Genomic DNA, 20,445 nt, shown 5'->3' with positions numbered 1-20,445 from the left:
AACACGTTACAATCGAGATATGTCTGATTTTAAACATATCTTGCATAAGTAAAGCGATCCGGGCTTAGGGTGACGATATACCAAACCGAAACCATTTTTTCGGGGGTTAATTGATTAGAAAACAGTGCAAGTACCTTGAACGAATTCTTGGAGTTTAAAGGCGCATGCAGCTGATTCGTTGCTTGCAATTTTATCTATCCTCACTTAGTCTGTAAGAAGTACTATAGTAAGTAACAGATCAAAGGAGCTGGTATGCCAAAAGAAGAGGTAAGTACTGAGGATACTAAAAAGACAGCCGTTGTCCTCGGGATTGGAAATATAATATTGGCACCTCTTTATGCATTGAACGCCAAAATAGGTTTTACTGCTTCCCTTGCTCTTACAAGTGCTGCCTTATACCAGCTCCATGAATTAGGTAAGAGCAGGCGACCTGTCCCTAATGCTCTAAACCAGGCCAATCACTTTTTTTCACCCCAAACAGGTACTACCAGTACTGAAATTAATAATGCAGTTAGCAATATTGTTAACGGAGGAGCTGCAGTATTTGATGAATTGATACCTCGTAGTAAATAATTAAATACAAACACTCGTTACAAGAACATTCATAATTCCAGTCAGAATCCGATAGCTGATTGAGGGTTTCAGGATCATAGCTTCTTTTTTCCTCATTGTTGAGGACTTTTATCTGCTATCAGTGGCTGATTTAAGAAACACATTGCTGATTTTCGGTGATATCAGTTTTTATAAAATTAATCGAGCATTGTTCCTTTAACGGTCTATTGTCTCGTTGCTCCCAAACCGCTGAATAAGTTTGGTAAAAGTGCTTCTCCTACGTCCCTTGGTACGACGAAATTTTCGATTCTTCCGAAGTTATTGAGCAGTTTTATTTGATAGTCAGGTGAATATAACTCACTTACCAGGTATTTATTGTACTCCTATTTTTTATATTCAAGGTCAGAGTGAATCAGAATTTATTTCGCCGATTAACTGGAGAAATAAAGTTCTTGAACTATCCTTTTAAAACATCCCCCCAAAAAAAACAAGGAACTTTCATGAAAAATTCAGGCATACTTATTCCTCTATTTAAAAAAATAGATAAAATACTGTTCGGTATTGAAGAGATAAATGAGATTGACAAACAACCAGAGTCTATCGAGTCTGATAATGATGAAGAGTTTGATGTACAACGCTCGATAAATTAACAGTTGCATAGAAAAGTGCGCGCGGGTGATAATGCCTCTTTTTTGAACGAGAACCAAGAATGTTAAATAGCCAACAAACGGCCGCAGTACATTATATAGATGGGCCCTTGTTGGTTCTTGCCGGTGCTGGAAGTGGTAAAACTCGAGTTATAACCCAAAAAATCGGCTATTTAATTAATACTTGCGGTTATGCTGCAAAATCGGTTTGTGCTGTCACTTTTACTAACAAAGCAGCTAATGAAATGCGGGCACGTATTGCTGCACTTTTACCTGCTGCGAGCCGCAGGGGCCTGAAAGTTGCTACTTTTCATACTCTTGGTTTAAGTATGATAAAACGTAATCTGGCTTTGTGTAATCTGAAAAAAGGATTTTCTATTTTTGATAGTGAGGACTGCTTACAGATTCTACGTGGCTTTCTTCCTGCGAACAAAGCCAATGAACGCGATTTTATTTTACAGATTCAGCAACAAATTTCACGTTGGAAAAATGATTTCTTATCCCCTGAGTCAGTTCTGAACCGTACACCTTTATTCGAAGAAGCAGCAATAATCTACCCCCGTTACCAACAGGCACTTAAAGCATATAATGCGGTAGACTTTGATGATCTGATTCGACTTCCTGTTAGTTTGTTGAGCGAGCATCCTGAGGTTTTAGAATACTGGCAAAATAAAATTCGTCATTTATTAGTTGATGAGTACCAGGACTCAAATACCAGCCAGTATCTCTTGGTCAAAAAACTGGTTGGGGTTCGTGCCCATTTTACCGTTGTTGGTGATGATGACCAGTCAATTTATGCCTGGAGGGGTGCTAAGCCAGAAAATTTAGGGCAATTACAAAAAGATTATCCCCAATTAAAAGTGATAAAGCTGGAGCAAAATTACCGATCGACCAGTAGAATTTTACATGCTGCCAATCATTTAATTTCTCATAATCAACATTTGTTTGAAAAGAAATTGTGGAGTGAGCTGGGCTGTGGTGAATTGTTACGGGTTATTAGCTGTAGGGATGAAAATGATGAAGCCGAACATGTGGTGACGGATTTAATCAGTCATAAAATGCGTGCCAGAACAAACTACGGTGACTATGCCATCTTATATAGAGGCAATCATCAATCCCGAATATTTGAAAAAATATTAAGGCATTATGGGATTCCTTATCGTATCAGTGGCGGTCAATCATGGTTCGCCAAAGCAGAGGTTAAAGATATTTTTGCCTATTTAAAATTATTGTGTAATGAGGCCGATGATGCCGCATTTTTGCGGGTCATTAATACCCCCAAGCGAGGTATCGGTGATGCAAGTCTCGATGTTCTGGGGCGTTACGCGCAAACCAGGGGGATAAGTCTTTATGCTGGGGCGGATCATTTGGCATTAACCGAGGTAATTTCCGATAAACCAAGGGCAGCATTGCAGTCATTTAAAAAGTGGATTGATGAAATTAAAAAATCGTTAGCTTCGGGGGCAGTACTGGAGTATTTAAGACAAATGGTCGAAGACAGTGGTTATGAAGCGCATATTTATGAACAGAGTGATACTCCTGCAAAGGCTCAAAAAAGAATGGATAATGTCTGGGAATTGCTTGAATGGGTGGGGCGTTTGCTAGCCAAAAAACCCGGGCAAACACTGGCTGATGTGGTCAATAAATTAATCTTAATTGATATACTCGAACAGTCAGATGAACAGGATGCGGATACGCTTCAATTAATGACTTTGCATGCATCAAAAGGTTTGGAATTTCCCTATGTTTACCTGGTGGGGATGGAAGAAGAGTTATTACCTCATCGTGTAAGTATTGATGAAGACCAAATTGAAGAAGAAAGACGGTTGGCCTATGTAGGGGTAACACGGGCACAAAAAGGGTTGTGTTTTTCCCTGGCGAAACAAAGGCGTCGTGGGGGGGAGCTGCAGGACTGTCTCCCAAGTCGATTTTTAGAAGAGCTTCCCCAGGACAGTCTCGAGTGGTTTGGGAAGGGTAGCGAACGTTGTGAAGAAAAATCCAGGAATTTAGCCAAATCACACTTAGCGGGATTAAAGAATATGTTGTGTGAACCTACTTCTTGAAACAAAATAATTTGTTCATATACTATAATATCTATACTAGATTTGTATGGGCATTTCATTTAACCATAATGAAGGGCATTTATGACGATTTACATGTTTCCAGGGCAAGGCTCTCAAATAAAAGGAATGGGCGTGGATTTATTTCGTCAATTTCCCCAGCAGGTAAAACAAGCAAATGAATTACTCGGATACTCGATAGACGAGTTATGTATTAATGATCCCAAACAACAATTAGAGAATACTGAGTTCACTCAACCTGCCTTGTATGTTGTAGAGGGGTTAGCTTTTTTAGCAAAAAACACAGAGGGTCTTAAGCCTAAATATTGTATCGGACATAGCCTGGGTGAGTATTCTGCATTGTTTGCAGCGGGTGCTTTTGATTTTATTACGGGTTTAAAGCTGGTTAAAAAACGTGGTGAACTCATGGCTCAGGTAAGGGGTGGGGCAATGCTGGCAGTAATCGGTTTACCCTTGGAACGAATCAAATCGTTACTCCAGCAAAATGGATTGGATGCAATTGATTACGCCAATTTTAATTCAAGCAATCAAATTGTTATTTCAGGCGTGGTGGATGAGATTAATTCCGCTTATGACGTTCTTGAAAATGAGGCATCAATTTGTATTCCACTTAGAGTCAGTGGTGCTTTTCATTCGAGATACATGCAATCAATGGCTAATGAATTTGAACATTATATAGCCCCGGTTGAACTGATGCCACTTCATACTGAAGTTATATCTACTGTGACGGCTCAACCCTATGTTCAAAAAACCATTAAAGAGTATTTGGTAAAACAATTAACAAGTCCGGTACGATGGGCGGAAACCATTAGTTATTTGAAAAATAAAGGGGAATCAGAGTTTATCGAAATTGGTCCGGGAACTGTTCTGACCCGTTTAATGAAACAGAATTAGGTTGAAATATCCGCACTGCATCTGAAAGCCTCCCTTTTAAACTGTCAGCTGGGCTTAAGTCAGTTAGCCTGACTGCTATGCTCCTTAAGCCCAACCTTCTTCCTTAATTCATCAATAATTCTTGTATCAGATTACATTGACGCGCTCTGGCAGCTCCTCGATAAACATTTGTGTACTGGTTTTATCTGCTTTAGCAAACCAGCGATGTTGATTATAAACTGTTTGGCTTCTAGCTTGAATCAATGTATCAGCTAATGTTTCACTCGAGGTTGTTGTCCGTACCTTATTTTTCAAAACATCCAATTCACGTACTTTTTCTGCAGCCAATTCTGGAGCAATGTGGGTGTTTTCAAAATGCTTGGTTTGATATTTTTCGATAAGAAAAGCAGTATGTTCTACTTGCCAATCTTTTAAAGGACGTTGTGCATCAGATGGTAATTCAACATGCTCCTGTGCTTTGATGCCTCTTTGTTTATTCCAGGCTTCCTGGAAAGAAAGAACCCGCCGTTGAGGCGTATGTGGGCGTTGCTGGGTCGACTCTTCTGTTTGCTTATGGCTGGGAGAGTGATTTAGCTTGCTGGCACTGGAGTCCCAGAGTGCGGCTAAGGCGTATAAAGGTATAGCAATAGTTTTAAGAATCCAGGTAGGGATATCTCCATCGTGATTGTGACCTGCATTCACATCCAGACGTTCTTTCTTCAGCGATTGGAAATCATGATGGTTATCGTGGTCATTATGCTCTTCATCATGGCCTATAAAGTAATGCGCGTCTTCAAAACCCTCACTGATCATCGCTATCAGAGCAGCCAAAATTTGAGGTATGCCAGGCATTCGATCGGCAGTTACGGCGATGCTGATTAGATGCCCTAAAAAGAGTAGCAGGCGCAGTGGGGTGATGGTCAGTTTTAAAATGAGACGGAAAGGATTTACTATCTGGAGCCAATTTTCAGTCTCACGCACATAAGTGAGACCATCAGTTATGGATTTATAAATTCTTTGGAAGAGGTTTTCTTCACTTTGGGTTGCCTCGTCTACCAAGTCCAAAGATTCTGCTGTATTTTGAATATTAAAAAATATGGCGGATAAACCGGTAATGGCTGGATTGATTACACCCATAACAAAACTGGGAATTTTTTTCATCCACTCAAACAATGGACGAGCATGGGTAGCCACTGTCCACCAGGTGCCGGCCGTACAAATAGTCAGAGCGATAGCCAGTCCGACAAGTAGAACAGCAGTCGTTGCCATAAAGATATTGCGAGGGGTTAGCCCCTTACTTAAGTCATAACGGAGTCTGTTGTACCATTTGATTACGGTATTATTGTTAATCAAATCTGTAATGGCGTTGAAGGTCAGCATGCCATAAGCAGCTCCTGCAATTAGGGCCATGGGTACGATTATTATCGGCCAGAAGGTGAAGGGAATGATGGCAAAAAAAGGGATAACACTAAATGCCTCCACAATAAGGTAAGTACTTCCAAGACCCATGAATAGTCCCGCTAAAACACTAAAACCCTTGGCTATATTAAACTTGACGCGGCGTGCCTCAATACGCTTCTGCCATTCTTGTTGTTCGTGTTGTTCAAGCCAGACCTGTACTTGTTGGGCGTATTTTGATTCATGCTCCGTTATTTTATCTTTGGCTGAAAATAATTGCAGGGCAAACCATTTCTCCATGTCGCCCAAGGTTTTCTCTACTTGTTTTTTTCTTTTTTTACTATCTTTATTTAATTCTTTGTGACCAAAGGCACTTAATAATTCAAGTTGATTTTTGTAGTCTTTGAAAAACTGGGGGCAATCAGGATCAACGGTATCCTCCGGGAAGTTCTCAAGGAGGTATTCTTTCGCCATATAATTTTCAAGATAATTTTTCTTAAGCAGTTTCTTTAATGCACCTTTAATATTCTGTAAATAAATTTCCCCTTCATAAGCAACAGATAAACCAAAAGCGGCAAATGCTAAAGGTAGAACTGGAAATAGAGCAAACATTCCACCAAAGCTTAAAAAACCAAGAATCAAACTGGCGCCTACAGTAAGGAGTAAAATAGCAAGGTTATAAGGAATTTTTCTGGGGTTGACAGGTTTGTTTTTTGTATTCATTGTAGTATATTTGCCCATGAACATTGGAAGTAAAACTTTACCCTAAATGAAAATGATTATCAATAACAAAAAGAACAAAAATAGAACATTGTTGCTTGTTTTTCCAGGAAAGTTTACTTGCATGATTTTCTTCATCATGTAGTATCGTGAATGATGGCAAATAAAACTTAGGAGAGGAAATGCATTTAAATCAATGGAGGTCCTGTATTACCGCAGGTCTAATACTTGCTGGTAATTCTGCTTTTGCAGCAAGTCCTGCTGTGCATGAACAATTGCAGGTGCCACAGTGCCTTGTTTCCAAAATCACTACACCATATGAAGTTTTGGCAGAGAATAAGCAATTTAAAATTATCGATGTCCCTTCCAGTGAAATAGATAATTTGACTGTTTTAGCCGATCAAGTTCAGTGTGGTCGCTTTGTGAATGTAAGTCACAAACTATTTGGCGCCTCTTTATTGATAAAGAAACAATCTGCACTAAATATACTTGAAAACAGAGGTGCTAAATCACTGAAAGCAGGCAAATTAAGGGCAGAGGTTTACGAGATTAAACATCAGAAGGAAGTAAATGCCGCATTAAAGGAAGTTGTTGCTGATAATATTTGGCAAACTTTGACTCATTTAACGACTTATCATAACCGTTCTGCAACCAAAAATACTGGTCTTGAGGTCGCTAATTGGTTGAAATCTACCTTTGAGGCAATGGCAGTTGAGTATGGTCGTGATGATACTGCAACATTTTTTGTGAACACCGGATGGTATAAACAACCCTCATTGGTGACGGTTATTGGGAAAGATATAAATGCTCCTGCTGTGGTGCTTGGTGCTCATATGGATACTCTGGATGGTCGTATGCCTGGAGCTGGTGATGATGGTAGTGGCTCTTCTAGCGTGATGGAAGCAGCTCGAGTTTTATTGGCTTCTAAAACAACCTTCAAGCGTCCCATTTATATCATTTGGTATGCGGCTGAGGAGCGAGGTTTAGTGGGGTCTCAGTATGTAGTGCAACATTTTGTTGACCATTCGATACCCGTTAAAGCTGCGATACAGTTTGACATGACCGGTTATCGAGTTGACCCCAAAGATCCAACTATGTGGGTATTTACGGATTATACAGATAAAGGCTTGAGTAATTATGTAGCAAAATTAATTGATACCTATGTTCAAGTTCCAGTCGATTATTCCCGTTGTGGCTATGGTTGCAGTGACCATGCATCCTGGACAGAGCAAGGTGTTCCTGCAGCTTTCCCTTGTGAGTCTAACTTTGAAGATCATAACCCTTATATACATAGCTCTTCTGACACTATGGATCTGTTAAGTCTAGAGCATATGACTAATTTTTCCAAGTTAGCATTAGCTTTTGCAATGGAATTAGCTTCTGAGTAATCTTTCTTAATGCTGCTTTGAATCTTTACAGGTTCATGGCAGCTATAGTCTTAAATAAAATATTTATTAGATCGGGTTGATTAGTGTACAGTGAGTTATTTGCAGATAAATTCAAGTAACGATATGTATGCAAAAATACAATCTGTTCCCAGAACTATTTGTAGGTATAAGAGGGCTAAGTCTGATCCACAACCTCATTATTGTAATGAAGCTTATTATTGCCGATAGAGTAAAGAATTTTATTTCAGTGAAGCAATAAAGCATTCTTTCGATTTAAATCAAGCGAATTCAAGATGAAACGCAAATGGGTGCGCTAAAAATGAATACTCCTGAGGATGATAAATAGACTTAATCCAGGGTGAAGAATGGCAATTGGGTGGTATGGAGCTTTTTTGTTTAAATATTTTTAAGGGAGGAGTTGCAATTGATTTTCAGGGCGAAACAATAAGAGTACCGCATCGAGTTGCTGATATAGTTGGGTTGATTAAGGAATATAACTGCTCCGAAGTTAAAGATGTATACAAATTATATGCAGATATTAGAAAAAAAGCTCAAGATGCTTTAGATAATCCACGGACAGGACAAAAGCAAAGCACTAAAGATTTTTATCAAAATGTATTGGATAATTTGTATGTTGCTCATGACGTAATGGTTGTAGAACCCAACGAAGATAACTTGATCAGGAACAACCAATTTAATTGCTAATCGTTTAATTTGCTACAGCTCATTGTCGCCCGCTTTAGGACTCGTTAATGGCGGGCAAACAAATTCCGCCGTCACTTTGTTTTCTGTATCCACAGCTTGTAAAATGACGGGAAATTTCCATAGGGTGTGGAGATGTTTTAAAACATCGGCTGTAGTCTCTCCCAAAGGCACTCGATTTTGTTGCGTGTAGCGTAAAGTGAGGGAGCGGTCTCCTTGTAAATCGACCGAATAAACCTGAATGTCCGGCTCCAGATATCCTAAATTATATTGTCTGGATAACGCCTCTCGTATCTGTTGGTATCCGAATTCGTCATGAATTGCATTAATATATAATTCTGGGCTACGATCATCATCAATTATATGGAATAATTTTAAATCACGAATTAATTTCGGAGACAAATATTGGGCAATGAAACTCTCATCTTTATAATTGCGCATTGCAGTATCCAGGCTGGTAAGCCAATCTGTATTTGCTAAATAGGGGAACCATTTTTTATCTTCTTCAGTAGGATTTTCGCAAATTCGCTTGATGTCTTGCATCATATGGTAGCCCAAGGTGTACGGATTAATTCCGTTATAATAGGGGCTGTTATAAGGTAATTGCATAATTACATTGGTATGATTTTGCAAGATTTCCAACATAAATTCGTCAGTGACCAAACCTTCATCGTATAAGGCATGTAAGATAGTATAATGCCAAAAACACGCCCAACCTTCATTCATTACTTTAGTCTGGCCCTGGGGATAAAAATATTGGGCTATTTTTCTAACTATACGGACAAGTTCTCGTTGCCAGGGCTCCAGCAGGGGAGCATTTTTTTCAATAAAATATAAAATATTTTCCTGGGGCTCATCTGGAAAACGTACTTTTTGTTTCTCATCATCAGGTTTGCTATGGGGTATGGTTCGCCATAATTCATTGATTTGGGATTGTAAATAAATTTCACGGTTTTGTTGTCTTATTTTCTCTTCCTGGATAGAGAGCGCTGTAGGATGCTTATAGCGATCCACTCCATAATTCATTAAGGCGTGACAGGCATCAAGGACTGCTTCAACTTCATCGATACCATGACGTTGCTCGCAGTCACTGATGTATTTTTTAGCAAAAACCAAATAATCAATGATCGCATCGGCAGAGGTCCACATTTTAAATAAGTAGTTATTTTTAAAAAAAGAATTATGACCATAACAGGCATGTGCTATAACCAGCGCTTGCATAGCCATGGTGTTTTCTTCCATTAAATAGGAAATACAGGGATCTGAATTAATAACCAGCTCATAGGCTAGCCCCATTTGTCCTCGTTTATAACTTTTTTCAACTCCAACAAAGTGTTTTCCAAAAGACCAGTGGTGATATCCAATAGGCATTCCAACGGAGGCGTATGCATCCATCATTTGTTCAGCTGTGATAACTTCAATTTGATTGGGATAAGTATCAAGTTTAAAGTTTTTGGCGATGCGAGCTATTTCGAGGTCATAAGCTTGTATTAACTCAAAAGTCCATTCTGCGCCAGTTGATAAAGGCTTTTTTTTCATACGGTTTTCCTTTTAAATAATTCGCGAAATACCGGATAAATATCGGCTACTGTATCAATGTTTTCCATGGCAAAGTTGTGATGGTGTTCTTTTATTTGTTGATATACTTCCCATAAGCTTTGATGATGACGAGGCATAATTTCAATGTAGGCAAAATACTGCAATAAAGGCATAATTTTTTCCTGAAGCAACTCCTGACAGTATGGTGAGTCCGCATTCCAATTATCTCCATCTGAGGCCTGAGCTACATAAATATTCCATGCCTGGGGGGGGTAGCGAGCTTCTATAACAGTATTCAACAACTCCAGGGCACTTGAAACTACAGTCCCTCCAGTTTCGCGGGAATAAAAAAATTCTTCCTCGTTGACTTCTTTTGCCGAGGTATGATGACGAATAAAAACCAATTCTATTTTTTCATAGTTCTTGGTGAGAAACATATAAAGCAATATAAAAAAGCGTTTTGCAATGTCTTTTTTTGCTTCATCCATAGAGCCGGAAACATCCATCACACAAAACATCACTGCCTGAGTTGAAGGGGCAGAAATGCGCACTCGGTGGTTATATCGCAGGTCAATCGTATCTATAAAAGGAACGGTTTGAATTTTCTTTTTTAAAAATTCAATATCTGTTTGCAATTTTAAAACAACAGCCCTATCAGGATCAGGAGATTCAAGTAGTCGAGTTAATGCATCTTCGGCCTCTTTTAGTTGTTTTTTATAAGGTGAGGCTAATGCGACTCGACGTCCGGTAGCCTGTTTCATTGAGCGCAAGACATTAATGTTATTGGGGATACCGCTTGTGGATACTCCTGCTCTGACGGTTTTATAAGTACTGAGCCGAGCTAATTCTTTTTTAACCAAATCTGGTAATTCCAGGTCTTCAAAATAGAGTTCTAAAAACTCTTCTCGTGACAGTTCGAAAATAAAATTGTCTTCACCCTCACCACTATCGCTGGCACTACCTCCATCTCCTCCAGCACCCTCTCCACTTGGTCTTCTTACTCTGTCGCCAGCAATGAAGTTATCATTTCCAGGTAAGATACGTTCAATGTCCCCCCCATATCCACGATGAAACCTCGGTTCGGAAATATCTTTTGCCGGTATCGTTATTTGTTCGCCCTGATCAATTTCGGTAATACTGCGTTTACCTACTGCATCAGAAACAGCACGTTTGATTTGATTTTTATAGCGGCGAAGAAAGCGTTGGCGATTAACCGTACTTTTTTTACCTGCATTTTGTCGTCTATCTATTAATTGCGACATAATTATTAGCTCCACACCTTGCATAGGTAAGATATATGTCAGGGTTGGGTTAAATCATCACCGTTATTCACAGACACAACCCTGACTGTATTAGCACCTTGCATTATGGTTATAATGACATTATTGCGATTTACGTACTCGCAAGTACCATTCGCAAAGTAACCGAACCTGTTTGCGTGTGTAGCCTTTCTCTACCATCCGAGAGATAAACTCTTCATGTTTTTTCTTATCATCTTCAGATGATTTCGCATTGAAGGAAATAACAGGTAATAAATCTTCGGTATTAGTAAACATTTTTTTCTCAATGACCGATTTTAGTTTTTCATAGCTATTCCAAACTGGATTTTTGCCTCTGTTATTTGCTCTGGCACGTAAGACAAAATTAACCACTTCATTTCGGAAGTCTTTAGGGTTAGAAATCCCAGCTGGCTTTTCTATTTTTTCCAGCTCCAGATTTAATAAACCGCGATCAAAAATCTCACCTGTATCTGGATCACGATAGTCTTGATCCTGAATCCAGAAATCTGCATAAGTGATGTACCGGTCAAAAATATTTTGTCCATACTCAGAGTAGGACTCCAGATAAGCGGTTTGAATTTCTTTGCCGATAAATTCGACATATTTTGCTGATAAGTATTCTTTGATGAACGCCAGATAATTTTCATGTAGTTCCTGAGGAAATTGCTCTTGTTCAATTTGTCGCTCCAGAACATACATCAAATGAACGGGATTAGCCGCGATTTCACTGTGATCAAAGTTGAATACCTTGGATAGGATTTTAAAGGCAAAACGCGTTGAAACCCCGCTCATTCCTTCATCAACACCGGCAAAATCTCGATATTCCTGATAGGATTTAGCTTTAGGATCGGTATCTTTTAAGCTTTCACCGTTGTATACGCGCATTTTAGAATAAATACTTGAGTTTTGAGGTTCTTTTAAACGTGTTAACACAGAAAATTGCGCCAGCATATCGAGCGTTCCTGGTGCGCAATGAGCTTTAGCTAAAGAGCTGTTATCGATCAATTTTTGATAAATTTTTAACTCTTCCGAAACTCGCAGACAATAGGGGACTTTTACTATATTAATCCTGTCAATAAAGGCCTCATTATTTTTATTGTTTCTGAATGTTTGCCATTCAGACTCGTTTGAGTGAGCTAAAATGATTCCCTCAAATGGGATGGCGGATAATCCTTCAGTAGCATTATAATTGCCCTCTTGAGTGGCGGTGAGCAATGGATGAAGCACCTTAATTGGGGCTTTAAACATTTCCACAAACTCTAAAAGACCACGGTTGGCACGGCAAAGACCCCCTGAAAAGCTATAAGCATCAGGATCATCTTGAGAAAATTCCTCTAATTTACGAATATCCACCTTGCCGACCAGTGAAGAAATATCCTGATTGTTTTCATCGCCGGGTTCAGTTTTCGCAATAGCAATTTGTTTTAAGCGAGAAGGTTTGATCTTTATGACTCTGAATTTGCTGATATCGCCGTTAAATTCCTGTAATCGTTTGACTGCCCATGGTGACATTAAATAACGTAGGTAACGAGTGGGAATGCCAAAACGCTCCTGAAGTAACTCTCCGTCTTCATCAGGATTAAATAAAGACAATGGCGATTCAAATACCGGGGAACCTTTGATTGCATAGAAGGGCACTTTTTCCATTAAGTCTTTTAATTTTTCAGCAACAGATGATTTACCTCCGCCTACGGGCCCCAAGAGGTAAAGCACTTGTTTTGTTTCTTCTAATCCCTGAGCGGCATGCTTTAAAAAGCCGACGATCTGTTCAATGGGCTCTTCCATGCCGTAAAAATCTTTGAATACCGAATAGTGCTGAATAACTTTATTGGAGAATATACGGGACAAAACCGGGTCATGACGGGTATCTATCATTTCAGGTTCGCCTATAGCCATTAATAGACGCTCTGCTGGATTAGCATAAGCTGAAGGGTCAGTTTTACATAGCTCCAGATACTCATCCAAACTCAAATCCTCTTCTTTGTTCTCCACAAAGCGTTTGGTATAACTGGTTAAAAAATCTTGTGTATTCATGTGTCATCCCCTTTTACTTATCCCTGAGAAGGATATAACGTGATTCTTTTTTTTATTTCTTGCTTTTCATGGGAAAAGCGACAAATTACATCTTTTATTTCTTAGTATAGTAGTTAAACTAGTAGCTAAATAGTATCTTCACAAATTAATTTTATATTTAACTCAATAAATTTAATTGTTTTTTTAAGGAATGCATCGATTATGCCAGACACTACCATTTACTTGAAAAATTACCAACCCCCGTCGTTTACAGTGGATACCGTAGATTTAAGTTTTGACTTGTATGATGATCATGCATTGGTTCACAGTAAAATTAAATTAAATCGTCAGCATGAAGGGGCTTTGCATTTGTATGGGGATGAGTTGGAGCTTATCAGTGTGCATCTGAATGGCTCGAAACTGGGGCTTTCTGCATACAAACTCGAACAGGGCGATCTCATTATTGAAAATTGTCCTGATGCAATGACGCTTGAACTTGTTACCCGCATTCGCCCGCAAGATAATACCAAATTATCAGGACTTTATCGCTCCAATCATTTATTTTGTACTCAATGTGAAGCCGAGGGTTTCAGGCGAATTACCTATTTTCTCGATAGACCCGATGTATTAGGGACTTATACCACGCGTATTTCTGCTGAAAAAAAACACTACCCTGTTCTTTTATCCAATGGAAATTTAATGGATTCAGGATCCACATCTGATGGCCGTCACTGGGCAGTTTGGCAAGACCCTTTTAAAAAGCCTTCGTATTTGTTTGCTTTAGTGGCTGGTAATTTGGCTTGTGTCAGTGATGAGTTCACTACCTGTTCTGGACGGACCGTTGCTTTGCGAATTTATGTTGAACCTGGCAATGAAGATAAATGTTTGTATGCCATGGAGTCATTGAAAAAGGCTATGCGGTGGGATGAGGAAGTTTATGGCCGAGAATATGATTTGGATGTATTTATGATAGTAGCAGTAAGTGACTTTAATATGGGGGCTATGGAAAACAAAGGATTAAATATTTTTAATTCCAAATACATTCTTGCACGACCTGATACAGCAACCGATGCTGATTTCGTTGGTGTTGAGAGTGTGGTGGCTCATGAATATTTTCATAATTGGACAGGCAACCGAGTAACCTGTCGCGATTGGTTTCAACTAAGTCTGAAAGAAGGATTAACGGTATTTCGTGATCAGGAGTTTTCTCGCGATATGAATTCGCGGGATGTCTTTCGGATTGTTGATGTGGATGGATTACGCAGTTCGCAATTTCCAGAAGACTCTGGAGCCATGGCGCATCCAGTAAGACCCGAATCCTATCAGGAGATTAATAATTTTTATACTGCAACCATTTATAACAAAGGTGCGGAAGTTATTCGCATGCAACACACCTTGCTTGGCAAGGAAGGATTTAGACGTGGTATGGATTTGTATTTTGACCGCCACGATGGTCAGGCAGTAACTATAGATGATTTCGTTGCGGCTATGGAGGATGCCAATAGCGCTGATTTAACTCAATTTAAATTGTGGTATAGTCAGGCCGGTACACCTGTAGTGCATGTTAAAAGCGCCTATTCACCAGGTCGTTTAACACTGACTTTACAACAAAGCTGCCCCATTACTCCCGATGGCGAAGCTAAACAACCATTTCATATTCCTGTTCGCATTGCCTTATTTGACTCAAAAGGTCAAATGATGCCTGTAGATAAGGATATTTTGCAGTTAAGACAAAGTGAGCAAAATTTTGTTTTTGAAGGACTAAGTGAGAAGCCAGTTGTTTCTGTATTACGAGAGTTTTCCGCTCCTGTTCGCATTAAAGACGAGCTCAGTCAGGATGATTTATTATTTTTATTACGCTATGAAACGGATGGCTACGCTAAATGGGACGCTGCTCAGCGGATAGTACTTAATTGTTTAACGAATTGTTTAAAATCATCTTCTGATGATTGGCAGATACCAGCTGCGCTAATCGCCGCTTTTAAACACGTGTTGCTGGATGAGTCTTTGGACACGGACTTGCGTGCTAAATTGCTTTCTCCCCCCGGTTTTGAAGAAGTCGCGGCAACCATCGATTTAGTGGATGTAGCACGTGTTGAAGCAGCTCGAGATTATTTTCGCGAGCAGTTGGGTTTAAATTTGTTTTCAGAGTTGTCGCAAGTGTATAAAAAACTATGGCAAGAAGAGAGTAGCATTAAGAACTATCAGGATTATGAGCATCGGGAATTACGTAACGTCTGTTTGCGTTTGATGATGAAGGCAAACGAGGCTGCAACTATAGAAACCTGTAAACAGCAATTTGCCGCCGGGAGGACGATGACTGATCAACTTGCCAGTTTCGGCTTATTGGTTGATTGCACCGATAGTGGGAGCCGGGAGCAATCAATTAAAGAGTTTTACCAGCAATGGTCCAAAGACGAGTTGGTGGTTGACAAGTGGTTTGCAATACAGGCCGCTTCTGAACTGCCTGGAACTTTAAATCATGTGAAACACTTATTACAACATCCAGCATTTAATATCAAAAATCCTAATAAAGTTCGTGCTATTGTCGGGGCCTTTTGCCTTGGTAATCCACGTAATTTTCATGCCATAGATGGAAGTGGCTATGTATTTTTAGGTGAGATGTTGGCGAAGGTAGATACATTGAACTCACAAATTGCTGCACGCCTGGCAACACCGTTTACCCGCTGGCAGAGTTATGATAAACCTCGCCAGGTTTTGATGAAACAACAGTTGGAGCAGCTTGCTAAACTGAAGTTATCGCGAGATTTAAGCGAGGTAGTCTTCAAAAGTTTAACCGGTCAGATGGAGTGAAAGTCATCTTTATTTTAGTTTAATAATTTTGAGGGTTGTCGATAGCCCTCAGTTAACTCAAAGGTGTCTAGCTCTTTTACAATTTGTCCTTGTTTATCTGCAATACCAACGCCTATAGCGTATGCTGTTGCTTTAACCTTAATTTGATGAGTCTTGCTGAATTGAACGAGCAATAGCTGCAGTCTTTTATATAACTGAATATGTTGTTCTGAGGTTAGATGTTCTGGATCAAAGAGAGAAAAGTGAGGTTTGAAAAAGCTCTTAACGCTAGTACTACCCCCGCTGCCAGCCAAGGAAGCGAGGAACGAGCGAGGCTGGTAGTCCCTGGTAGCCTTAGAGCCGGATGTTTTGCCGCAGGCAAAATATAAGGCATCCGAAAAGGCGTCAGTCATTGGGGTAGCGTTGTTTTTGAACCCCGAATGGGGTGAAAAAACAAGCGGACACAGGACGGCCAGGGCCGCCGGAGGCATACTTGTCGCGTTTGCGAGTCGATTTCAGCCATGGATGGCTAAAATCAATCACGAGCTTAGCGACACTATCGATTGGGTAAAGAGTGCAACCCGTTTTGTATCTGCAGCAGCCCATTCTGGAACAAGTGCTGTCGGATCGCGTAATCCAGCCAGGGAGTTTAATATTTTGTTACTTAATTCTTGTAATTTATTGGTACGCTTTACTGATAACATGACATAACCATTTGGGCTGGCCAGAAATAGACGGGTTGATATAATTACTTGTTTTTGTTGTTTGGCTATCAATTGAGTTTGTTTCATGATCTCTAGAAGGTGTTGTTTTTTATATGTTGCCAGATATAAAGTAATATGCAGCGGATGCTCGTAGATAAAAGGGCTAATGTTATAAGTATGAAATAGTCCTTTTTGCTGTAAGAATTGGTTAAAATCCTTGATTAAAAAAACAACTTGATTCTCAGATTTTAATTTAAGATAAACGTTAATCGATAAAGTGTTTGCCTGAGTTGAATATGTAATAAGATACGCTATTAAACCTGTGAAATAGAGGAGCATACGATGTTGAAACAATTTGCGGTTATCGGCAGTCCAATAACACATAGCCTATCTCCTGTTATTCATCAGTATTTTGCCCATCAAATGAATGTCGAATTAGAGTATAAAAAAATTCGCGGCAATGAACACCGATTTGAACAGCAAGTATCTGATTTTTTTATCCAGGATGGCAAGGGGCTAAATGTTACTTTACCATTCAAACAAAGAGCCTTTGCCCTCGCTCAAAAGAAGACTTTTCGCTGTCAGTTAGCGGGAGCGGCTAATACTTTGTGGCTGGATGAGAAGCAAATAAATGCTGACAATACTGATGGTATTGGATTGATTCGTGATTTGAACCGCTACATTGAACTTCAGGGAAAAAATATTTTGATATTGGGTGCTGGGGGGGCTGCGCGAGGTATTATTCATCCCTTGCTGGAAGCGAATCCATCCTCCCTGACCGTTGCCAATCGTACTGTTGAAAAAGTCACCGAGCTTCTGGGCAGTTTTCCCCAGATAAAATGCTCTGGACTCGATAATTTATCTGGGGACTTTGATTTAATAATCAATGCTACCTCTGCTAGTTTGGATGGAAAAAATATTTCTTTACCTAAATATGTAATGTCCCCTAAACCAGTCTGCTATGATTTGGCTTATAAGAAAAAAGAAGCAACGCCCTTTGTTAACTATGCTAAAAACTGGGGATGTGATGCAATTGACGGCATGGGTATGCTGGTCGAGCAAGCTGCCGAGGCTTTCTTCATCTGGAATGGAGCAATGCCTGAAACAGAGCCTGTATTGAAATTGTTGCGGCAAAATTAAGAAAAGAATGCAGTTACTTCCTTGGCCCTGGCGATGGTGTCTTGAAAGCCCAGATCGAGGAGTTCTCGAGTAAACTCTTTTTCAAACATTAAAAAGCTCAAAAGATCCCCCGAATGGCTTTTAGCTCCTAGAATATTTAATAAGTATCTTAGTAAAGCCGACATCGTTTTATAATGATTTTGAGCCAGAAACGCCATGCCTCTGCTTGGGCGCAAATGGAGTGTGGTTATGGGACGCCATGGAGAGCGGCGTTTTTTCCACATTGAGAGAAGAGTGGCTATTTCGTTCATGCGATTGACCATTTCGATGTCTCTGTCAAGATTATCTAGAAATAAGCCATTCATCATATTGCCTAAAATGCTAGCAAATGGAACTTCTCCATTACGCAAGTTTTCATAATCAGTAAACTCTGGCAGTTCGCGTGTTCCTAAAATTAGAATTTTATCAACTTCAAAGCGTATGGCCCCTCGCAAGGGAGCGACTAAACCAATACTGCCGTCCCCATAATGAAAACCATCCACTGGAATGGTAGGGAAGAATAACGGTAGGGCACTGGAAGCTAATACATGTTCTGCACTGATATTGGCCCGTTGACTACCATGACGCGGGTAATTCCAATCTTGAAACTCAGAGTTATTGTGATTATAGAAAGAGACAGTTTGATGGGTTTCGTAACAAAGACTTATTATTTCCAGTGTATTGAGGTGGCCTGTGTTTATATTTTCTTGAATGCGTGAAAAATCAATATTCTCATCAAGAAACTGTCTCAGCGGAGAGGTGTCAAGCAAATGGCCTGATTGACGTTGTTTAATAATCAGGGTGCTCAAATTTCTCATCACTGATTTGCCTAACTCATAATTACTTGCTTTATAAATTTGATGGCAATGAATTTCTCCCCACATAGACTCCAGTTTATCCAGAGCAGCAGGGAAATCATTGGCATTTTCCGCAAGGATGGCTGCGTTGATACTGCCGACACTCACGCCGCTCACCATATTAAAAGGGAGTGTTTTTGTTTGTAAAATGTGGCCAATTGCTTTTAAGACACCCGCTTGATATGCGCCTCGAGCACCACCACCTGCCAGATATAGAGCTTTTTTAACCATGATGACCTAATTTTTAATGCTTATATAAGAAAATATAGCTGAATATGGGGCTAATTAGCAAGAAAGCAATGGGCGCATCATATTTTCTTAATATTTAATTGATATAGTTATAGTAACCCCTATTTTTTGAGCAGCAATAATGACCTTTAATCAGGATGAAATTACTGCAAAACATACAAAGGAATATGCTTTAGCGTTATTAAGCAAGATAAAGGACCCTGTTGAGTATAAATTAACCGCTTTAACTCAACAGACGTTGTTACGTGCTGCAGCAAAAAAAATTCCCTGGCTCTCAAGATTTTTAGAAAGTGTTGATGATACAGGTGATGCATTCTTTAAGATAGGCGATCGAATTAGTAGCTTACAAGACAGCTTACACGATACTCCAAGCAATCAAACCATTGGGCATGCATTTCACTTTGGTGCGGTTGCAATGGCTGCTTTTTATTTTATCCGTATACCCACTATTTATATCGCTGCTTATATGTTGAACGAGAAAATTCCAATTACTCTGGATAATAATGCCAGATGGTTGTATTCAGGGGTCTTATTAGCCCTTGCAATTACTGCAATAACGGTTCCTGTGGCTGCGACTGTAATTGGGTTTGTAGCTGCCAGTATTGGTCTTACTGCTGGTTTGTTTTTATTGGGGAGAACCCTCTATGAGCGCTATCAGTTAGGAAAAGAATATAAAAAAACAAGAAAAATGATAGACCTGGAAGAAGAGGAAATGCTTTCGATTCAGCAACAAGCAAAGTATTTAGAAGAACGTATCAACAAGGCTACACAAGAAGATGAGTTAATAGAAATCTATAAAGATATTGCATTATTAGGTGAGCGTTATGATGTACAATACGCAAAGTTGGAACAGTTAAAAAATAAAGAATTACATTTAGAACAAAAAATGGCCGAAGCAGGTGTGATGCAAGTCCTTGATAGAGGAATAGGGGTTTGTTTGTCATCAATTACCATCCTGGGTATGATTTTGGCATTGTTTTTTCCGGCTGTAGGTTTAGGAATATTAACCGGAGTTGCCGTCACCGGTGGTGTCTATTTAGCGGCAAGACTCACCGCTCCTTTATTCAAGCTTTTTGGTAATTGGCTTACTAATAAAATAAAGAGATTTCCAGGAAACAACACAGACATTGAAAGCCCGGAAAATAAAAAAAGTCTTACAAATTCTAAAGAACAGCAGCATGACTCATCGTTGGGCCCAGATGCAGCGGCAGTGGAAAGTAATGTGAAGGTTACTGATAAAGAACGTTCTCCGGACTCCCAAAAAAGAACTGTAGAGCAGAAGTTTAATTCAACCGTGGGGGTATTGACAGGTTTAATGGGGGATAAGGTTTTGGCTGAAAGGGTGCAACCCGGAAATGAGGTTGAGGTGAAAGAGAAGGAGTTAAGTAGAATAACTCATCTTTTTATCAAGTCACTTCCTAATGGTGAAAAAGATGCTAAAAAAGAAAATAACGACAATGCTGAGCAAGAAAGTCCTCCTTAAGGCCTAAT

General features: G+C 39.6%; 16 protein-coding genes. 9 read left to right on the top strand and 7 right to left on the bottom strand.

The genetic code is table 11. The features are described from left to right. Positions 1–252: 252 nt before the first annotated feature. From HRS36_RS16585 to fabD, 4 genes are all read left to right on the top strand, one after another. Positions 253–573: a hypothetical protein gene (locus HRS36_RS16585; RefSeq protein ID WP_173238197.1), complete on the top strand. Its 321-nt coding sequence runs from the start codon at positions 253–255 to the stop codon at positions 571–573. Between the two features lie 431 nt (positions 574–1,004). Then, the gene (locus HRS36_RS16580; protein ID WP_173235402.1) at positions 1,005–1,202 is read left to right on the top strand and encodes a hypothetical protein; all 198 of its coding nucleotides are present in this window, start codon (positions 1,005–1,007) and stop codon (positions 1,200–1,202) included. Positions 1,203–1,261: 59 nt separating this feature from the next. Continuing rightward, positions 1,262–3,262 carry a UvrD-helicase domain-containing protein gene (locus HRS36_RS16575; RefSeq protein WP_173238196.1) on the top strand — a complete coding sequence of 667 codons (2,001 nt, stop codon included), beginning with the start codon at positions 1,262–1,264 and terminating at the stop codon, positions 3,260–3,262. A gap of 81 nt (positions 3,263–3,343) precedes the next feature. Next, complete coding sequence (gene fabD, locus HRS36_RS16570; RefSeq protein WP_173238195.1) at positions 3,344–4,174, top strand: ACP S-malonyltransferase; 831 nt, start codon at positions 3,344–3,346, stop codon at positions 4,172–4,174. A gap of 126 nt (positions 4,175–4,300) precedes the next feature. On the opposite strand, the gene HRS36_RS16565 is transcribed toward fabD, so the two are convergent. Beyond that, positions 4,301–6,274: a hypothetical protein gene (locus HRS36_RS16565; protein WP_173238194.1), complete on the bottom strand. Its 1,974-nt coding sequence runs from the start codon at positions 6,272–6,274 to the stop codon at positions 4,301–4,303. Positions 6,275–6,453: 179 nt separating this feature from the next. Here HRS36_RS16565 and lapA point away from each other — a divergent pair, with 179 nt between their 5' ends. Beyond that, positions 6,454–7,659, top strand: a complete 1,206-nt coding sequence (gene lapA / locus HRS36_RS16560; protein WP_173238193.1) for an aminopeptidase LapA — start codon at positions 6,454–6,456, stop codon at positions 7,657–7,659. Between the two features lie 372 nt (positions 7,660–8,031). Further along, positions 8,032–8,364 (top strand): hypothetical protein, encoded by a 333-nt coding sequence (locus HRS36_RS16555; protein ID WP_173238192.1) that lies wholly within the window; start codon positions 8,032–8,034, stop codon positions 8,362–8,364. Between the two features lie 12 nt (positions 8,365–8,376). On the opposite strand, the gene HRS36_RS16550 is transcribed toward HRS36_RS16555, so the two are convergent. From HRS36_RS16550 to HRS36_RS16540, 3 genes are all read right to left on the bottom strand, one after another. Further along, the gene (locus HRS36_RS16550; protein WP_173238191.1) at positions 8,377–9,900 is read right to left on the bottom strand and encodes a SpoVR family protein; all 1,524 of its coding nucleotides are present in this window, start codon (positions 9,898–9,900) and stop codon (positions 8,377–8,379) included. Then, the gene (locus tag HRS36_RS16545; protein ID WP_173238190.1) at positions 9,897–11,162 is read right to left on the bottom strand and encodes a YeaH/YhbH family protein; all 1,266 of its coding nucleotides are present in this window, start codon (positions 11,160–11,162) and stop codon (positions 9,897–9,899) included. Before HRS36_RS16545 ends, HRS36_RS16550 begins: the two co-directional genes overlap by 4 nt. Before the next feature lie 120 nt (positions 11,163–11,282). Continuing rightward, positions 11,283–13,214, bottom strand: coding sequence for a PrkA family serine protein kinase (locus tag HRS36_RS16540; protein ID WP_173238189.1), 1,932 nt, complete (start codon positions 13,212–13,214; stop codon positions 11,283–11,285). A 201-nt stretch (positions 13,215–13,415) separates the two neighbouring features. On the opposite strand from HRS36_RS16540, the gene pepN reads away from it, so the two are divergent. Next, positions 13,416–16,007 carry an aminopeptidase N gene (gene pepN / locus HRS36_RS16535; RefSeq protein WP_173238188.1) on the top strand — a complete coding sequence of 864 codons (2,592 nt, stop codon included), beginning with the start codon at positions 13,416–13,418 and terminating at the stop codon, positions 16,005–16,007. A gap of 14 nt (positions 16,008–16,021) precedes the next feature. Here pepN and HRS36_RS16530 read toward each other — a convergent pair whose 3' ends face one another. Beyond that, on the bottom strand, positions 16,022–16,399 hold the full coding sequence (locus HRS36_RS16530) for a hypothetical protein (RefSeq protein ID WP_173238187.1): 378 nt from the start codon (positions 16,397–16,399) through the stop codon (positions 16,022–16,024). 126 nt (positions 16,400–16,525) lie between these two features. After that, positions 16,526–17,074, bottom strand: coding sequence for a hypothetical protein (locus HRS36_RS16525; protein WP_173238186.1), 549 nt, complete (start codon positions 17,072–17,074; stop codon positions 16,526–16,528). Between HRS36_RS16525 and aroE the strand changes: the two genes are divergently transcribed. Continuing rightward, positions 17,033–17,830: a shikimate dehydrogenase gene (aroE, locus tag HRS36_RS16520; protein WP_173238185.1), complete on the top strand. Its 798-nt coding sequence runs from the start codon at positions 17,033–17,035 to the stop codon at positions 17,828–17,830. The genes HRS36_RS16525 and aroE overlap by 42 nt on opposite strands. Here aroE and HRS36_RS16515 read toward each other — a convergent pair. Continuing rightward, the gene (locus tag HRS36_RS16515) at positions 17,827–18,939 is read right to left on the bottom strand and encodes a patatin-like phospholipase family protein (protein WP_173238577.1); all 1,113 of its coding nucleotides are present in this window, start codon (positions 18,937–18,939) and stop codon (positions 17,827–17,829) included. The two genes, aroE and HRS36_RS16515, sit on opposite strands and share 4 nt — an antisense overlap. A gap of 136 nt (positions 18,940–19,075) precedes the next feature. Here HRS36_RS16515 and HRS36_RS16510 point away from each other — a divergent pair, with 136 nt between their 5' ends. Beyond that, positions 19,076–20,437 (top strand): hypothetical protein, encoded by a 1,362-nt coding sequence (locus tag HRS36_RS16510; RefSeq protein WP_173238184.1) that lies wholly within the window; start codon positions 19,076–19,078, stop codon positions 20,435–20,437. The last annotated feature ends 8 nt before the right edge of the window (positions 20,438–20,445 follow it).

Origin of the sequence: Legionella antarctica (genome assembly GCF_011764505.1) — a bacterium.
In the GTDB taxonomy this organism is placed as follows: domain Bacteria; phylum Pseudomonadota; class Gammaproteobacteria; order Legionellales; family Legionellaceae; genus Legionella; species Legionella antarctica.
This window is presented reverse-complemented; position numbering and strand designations above follow the sequence as displayed.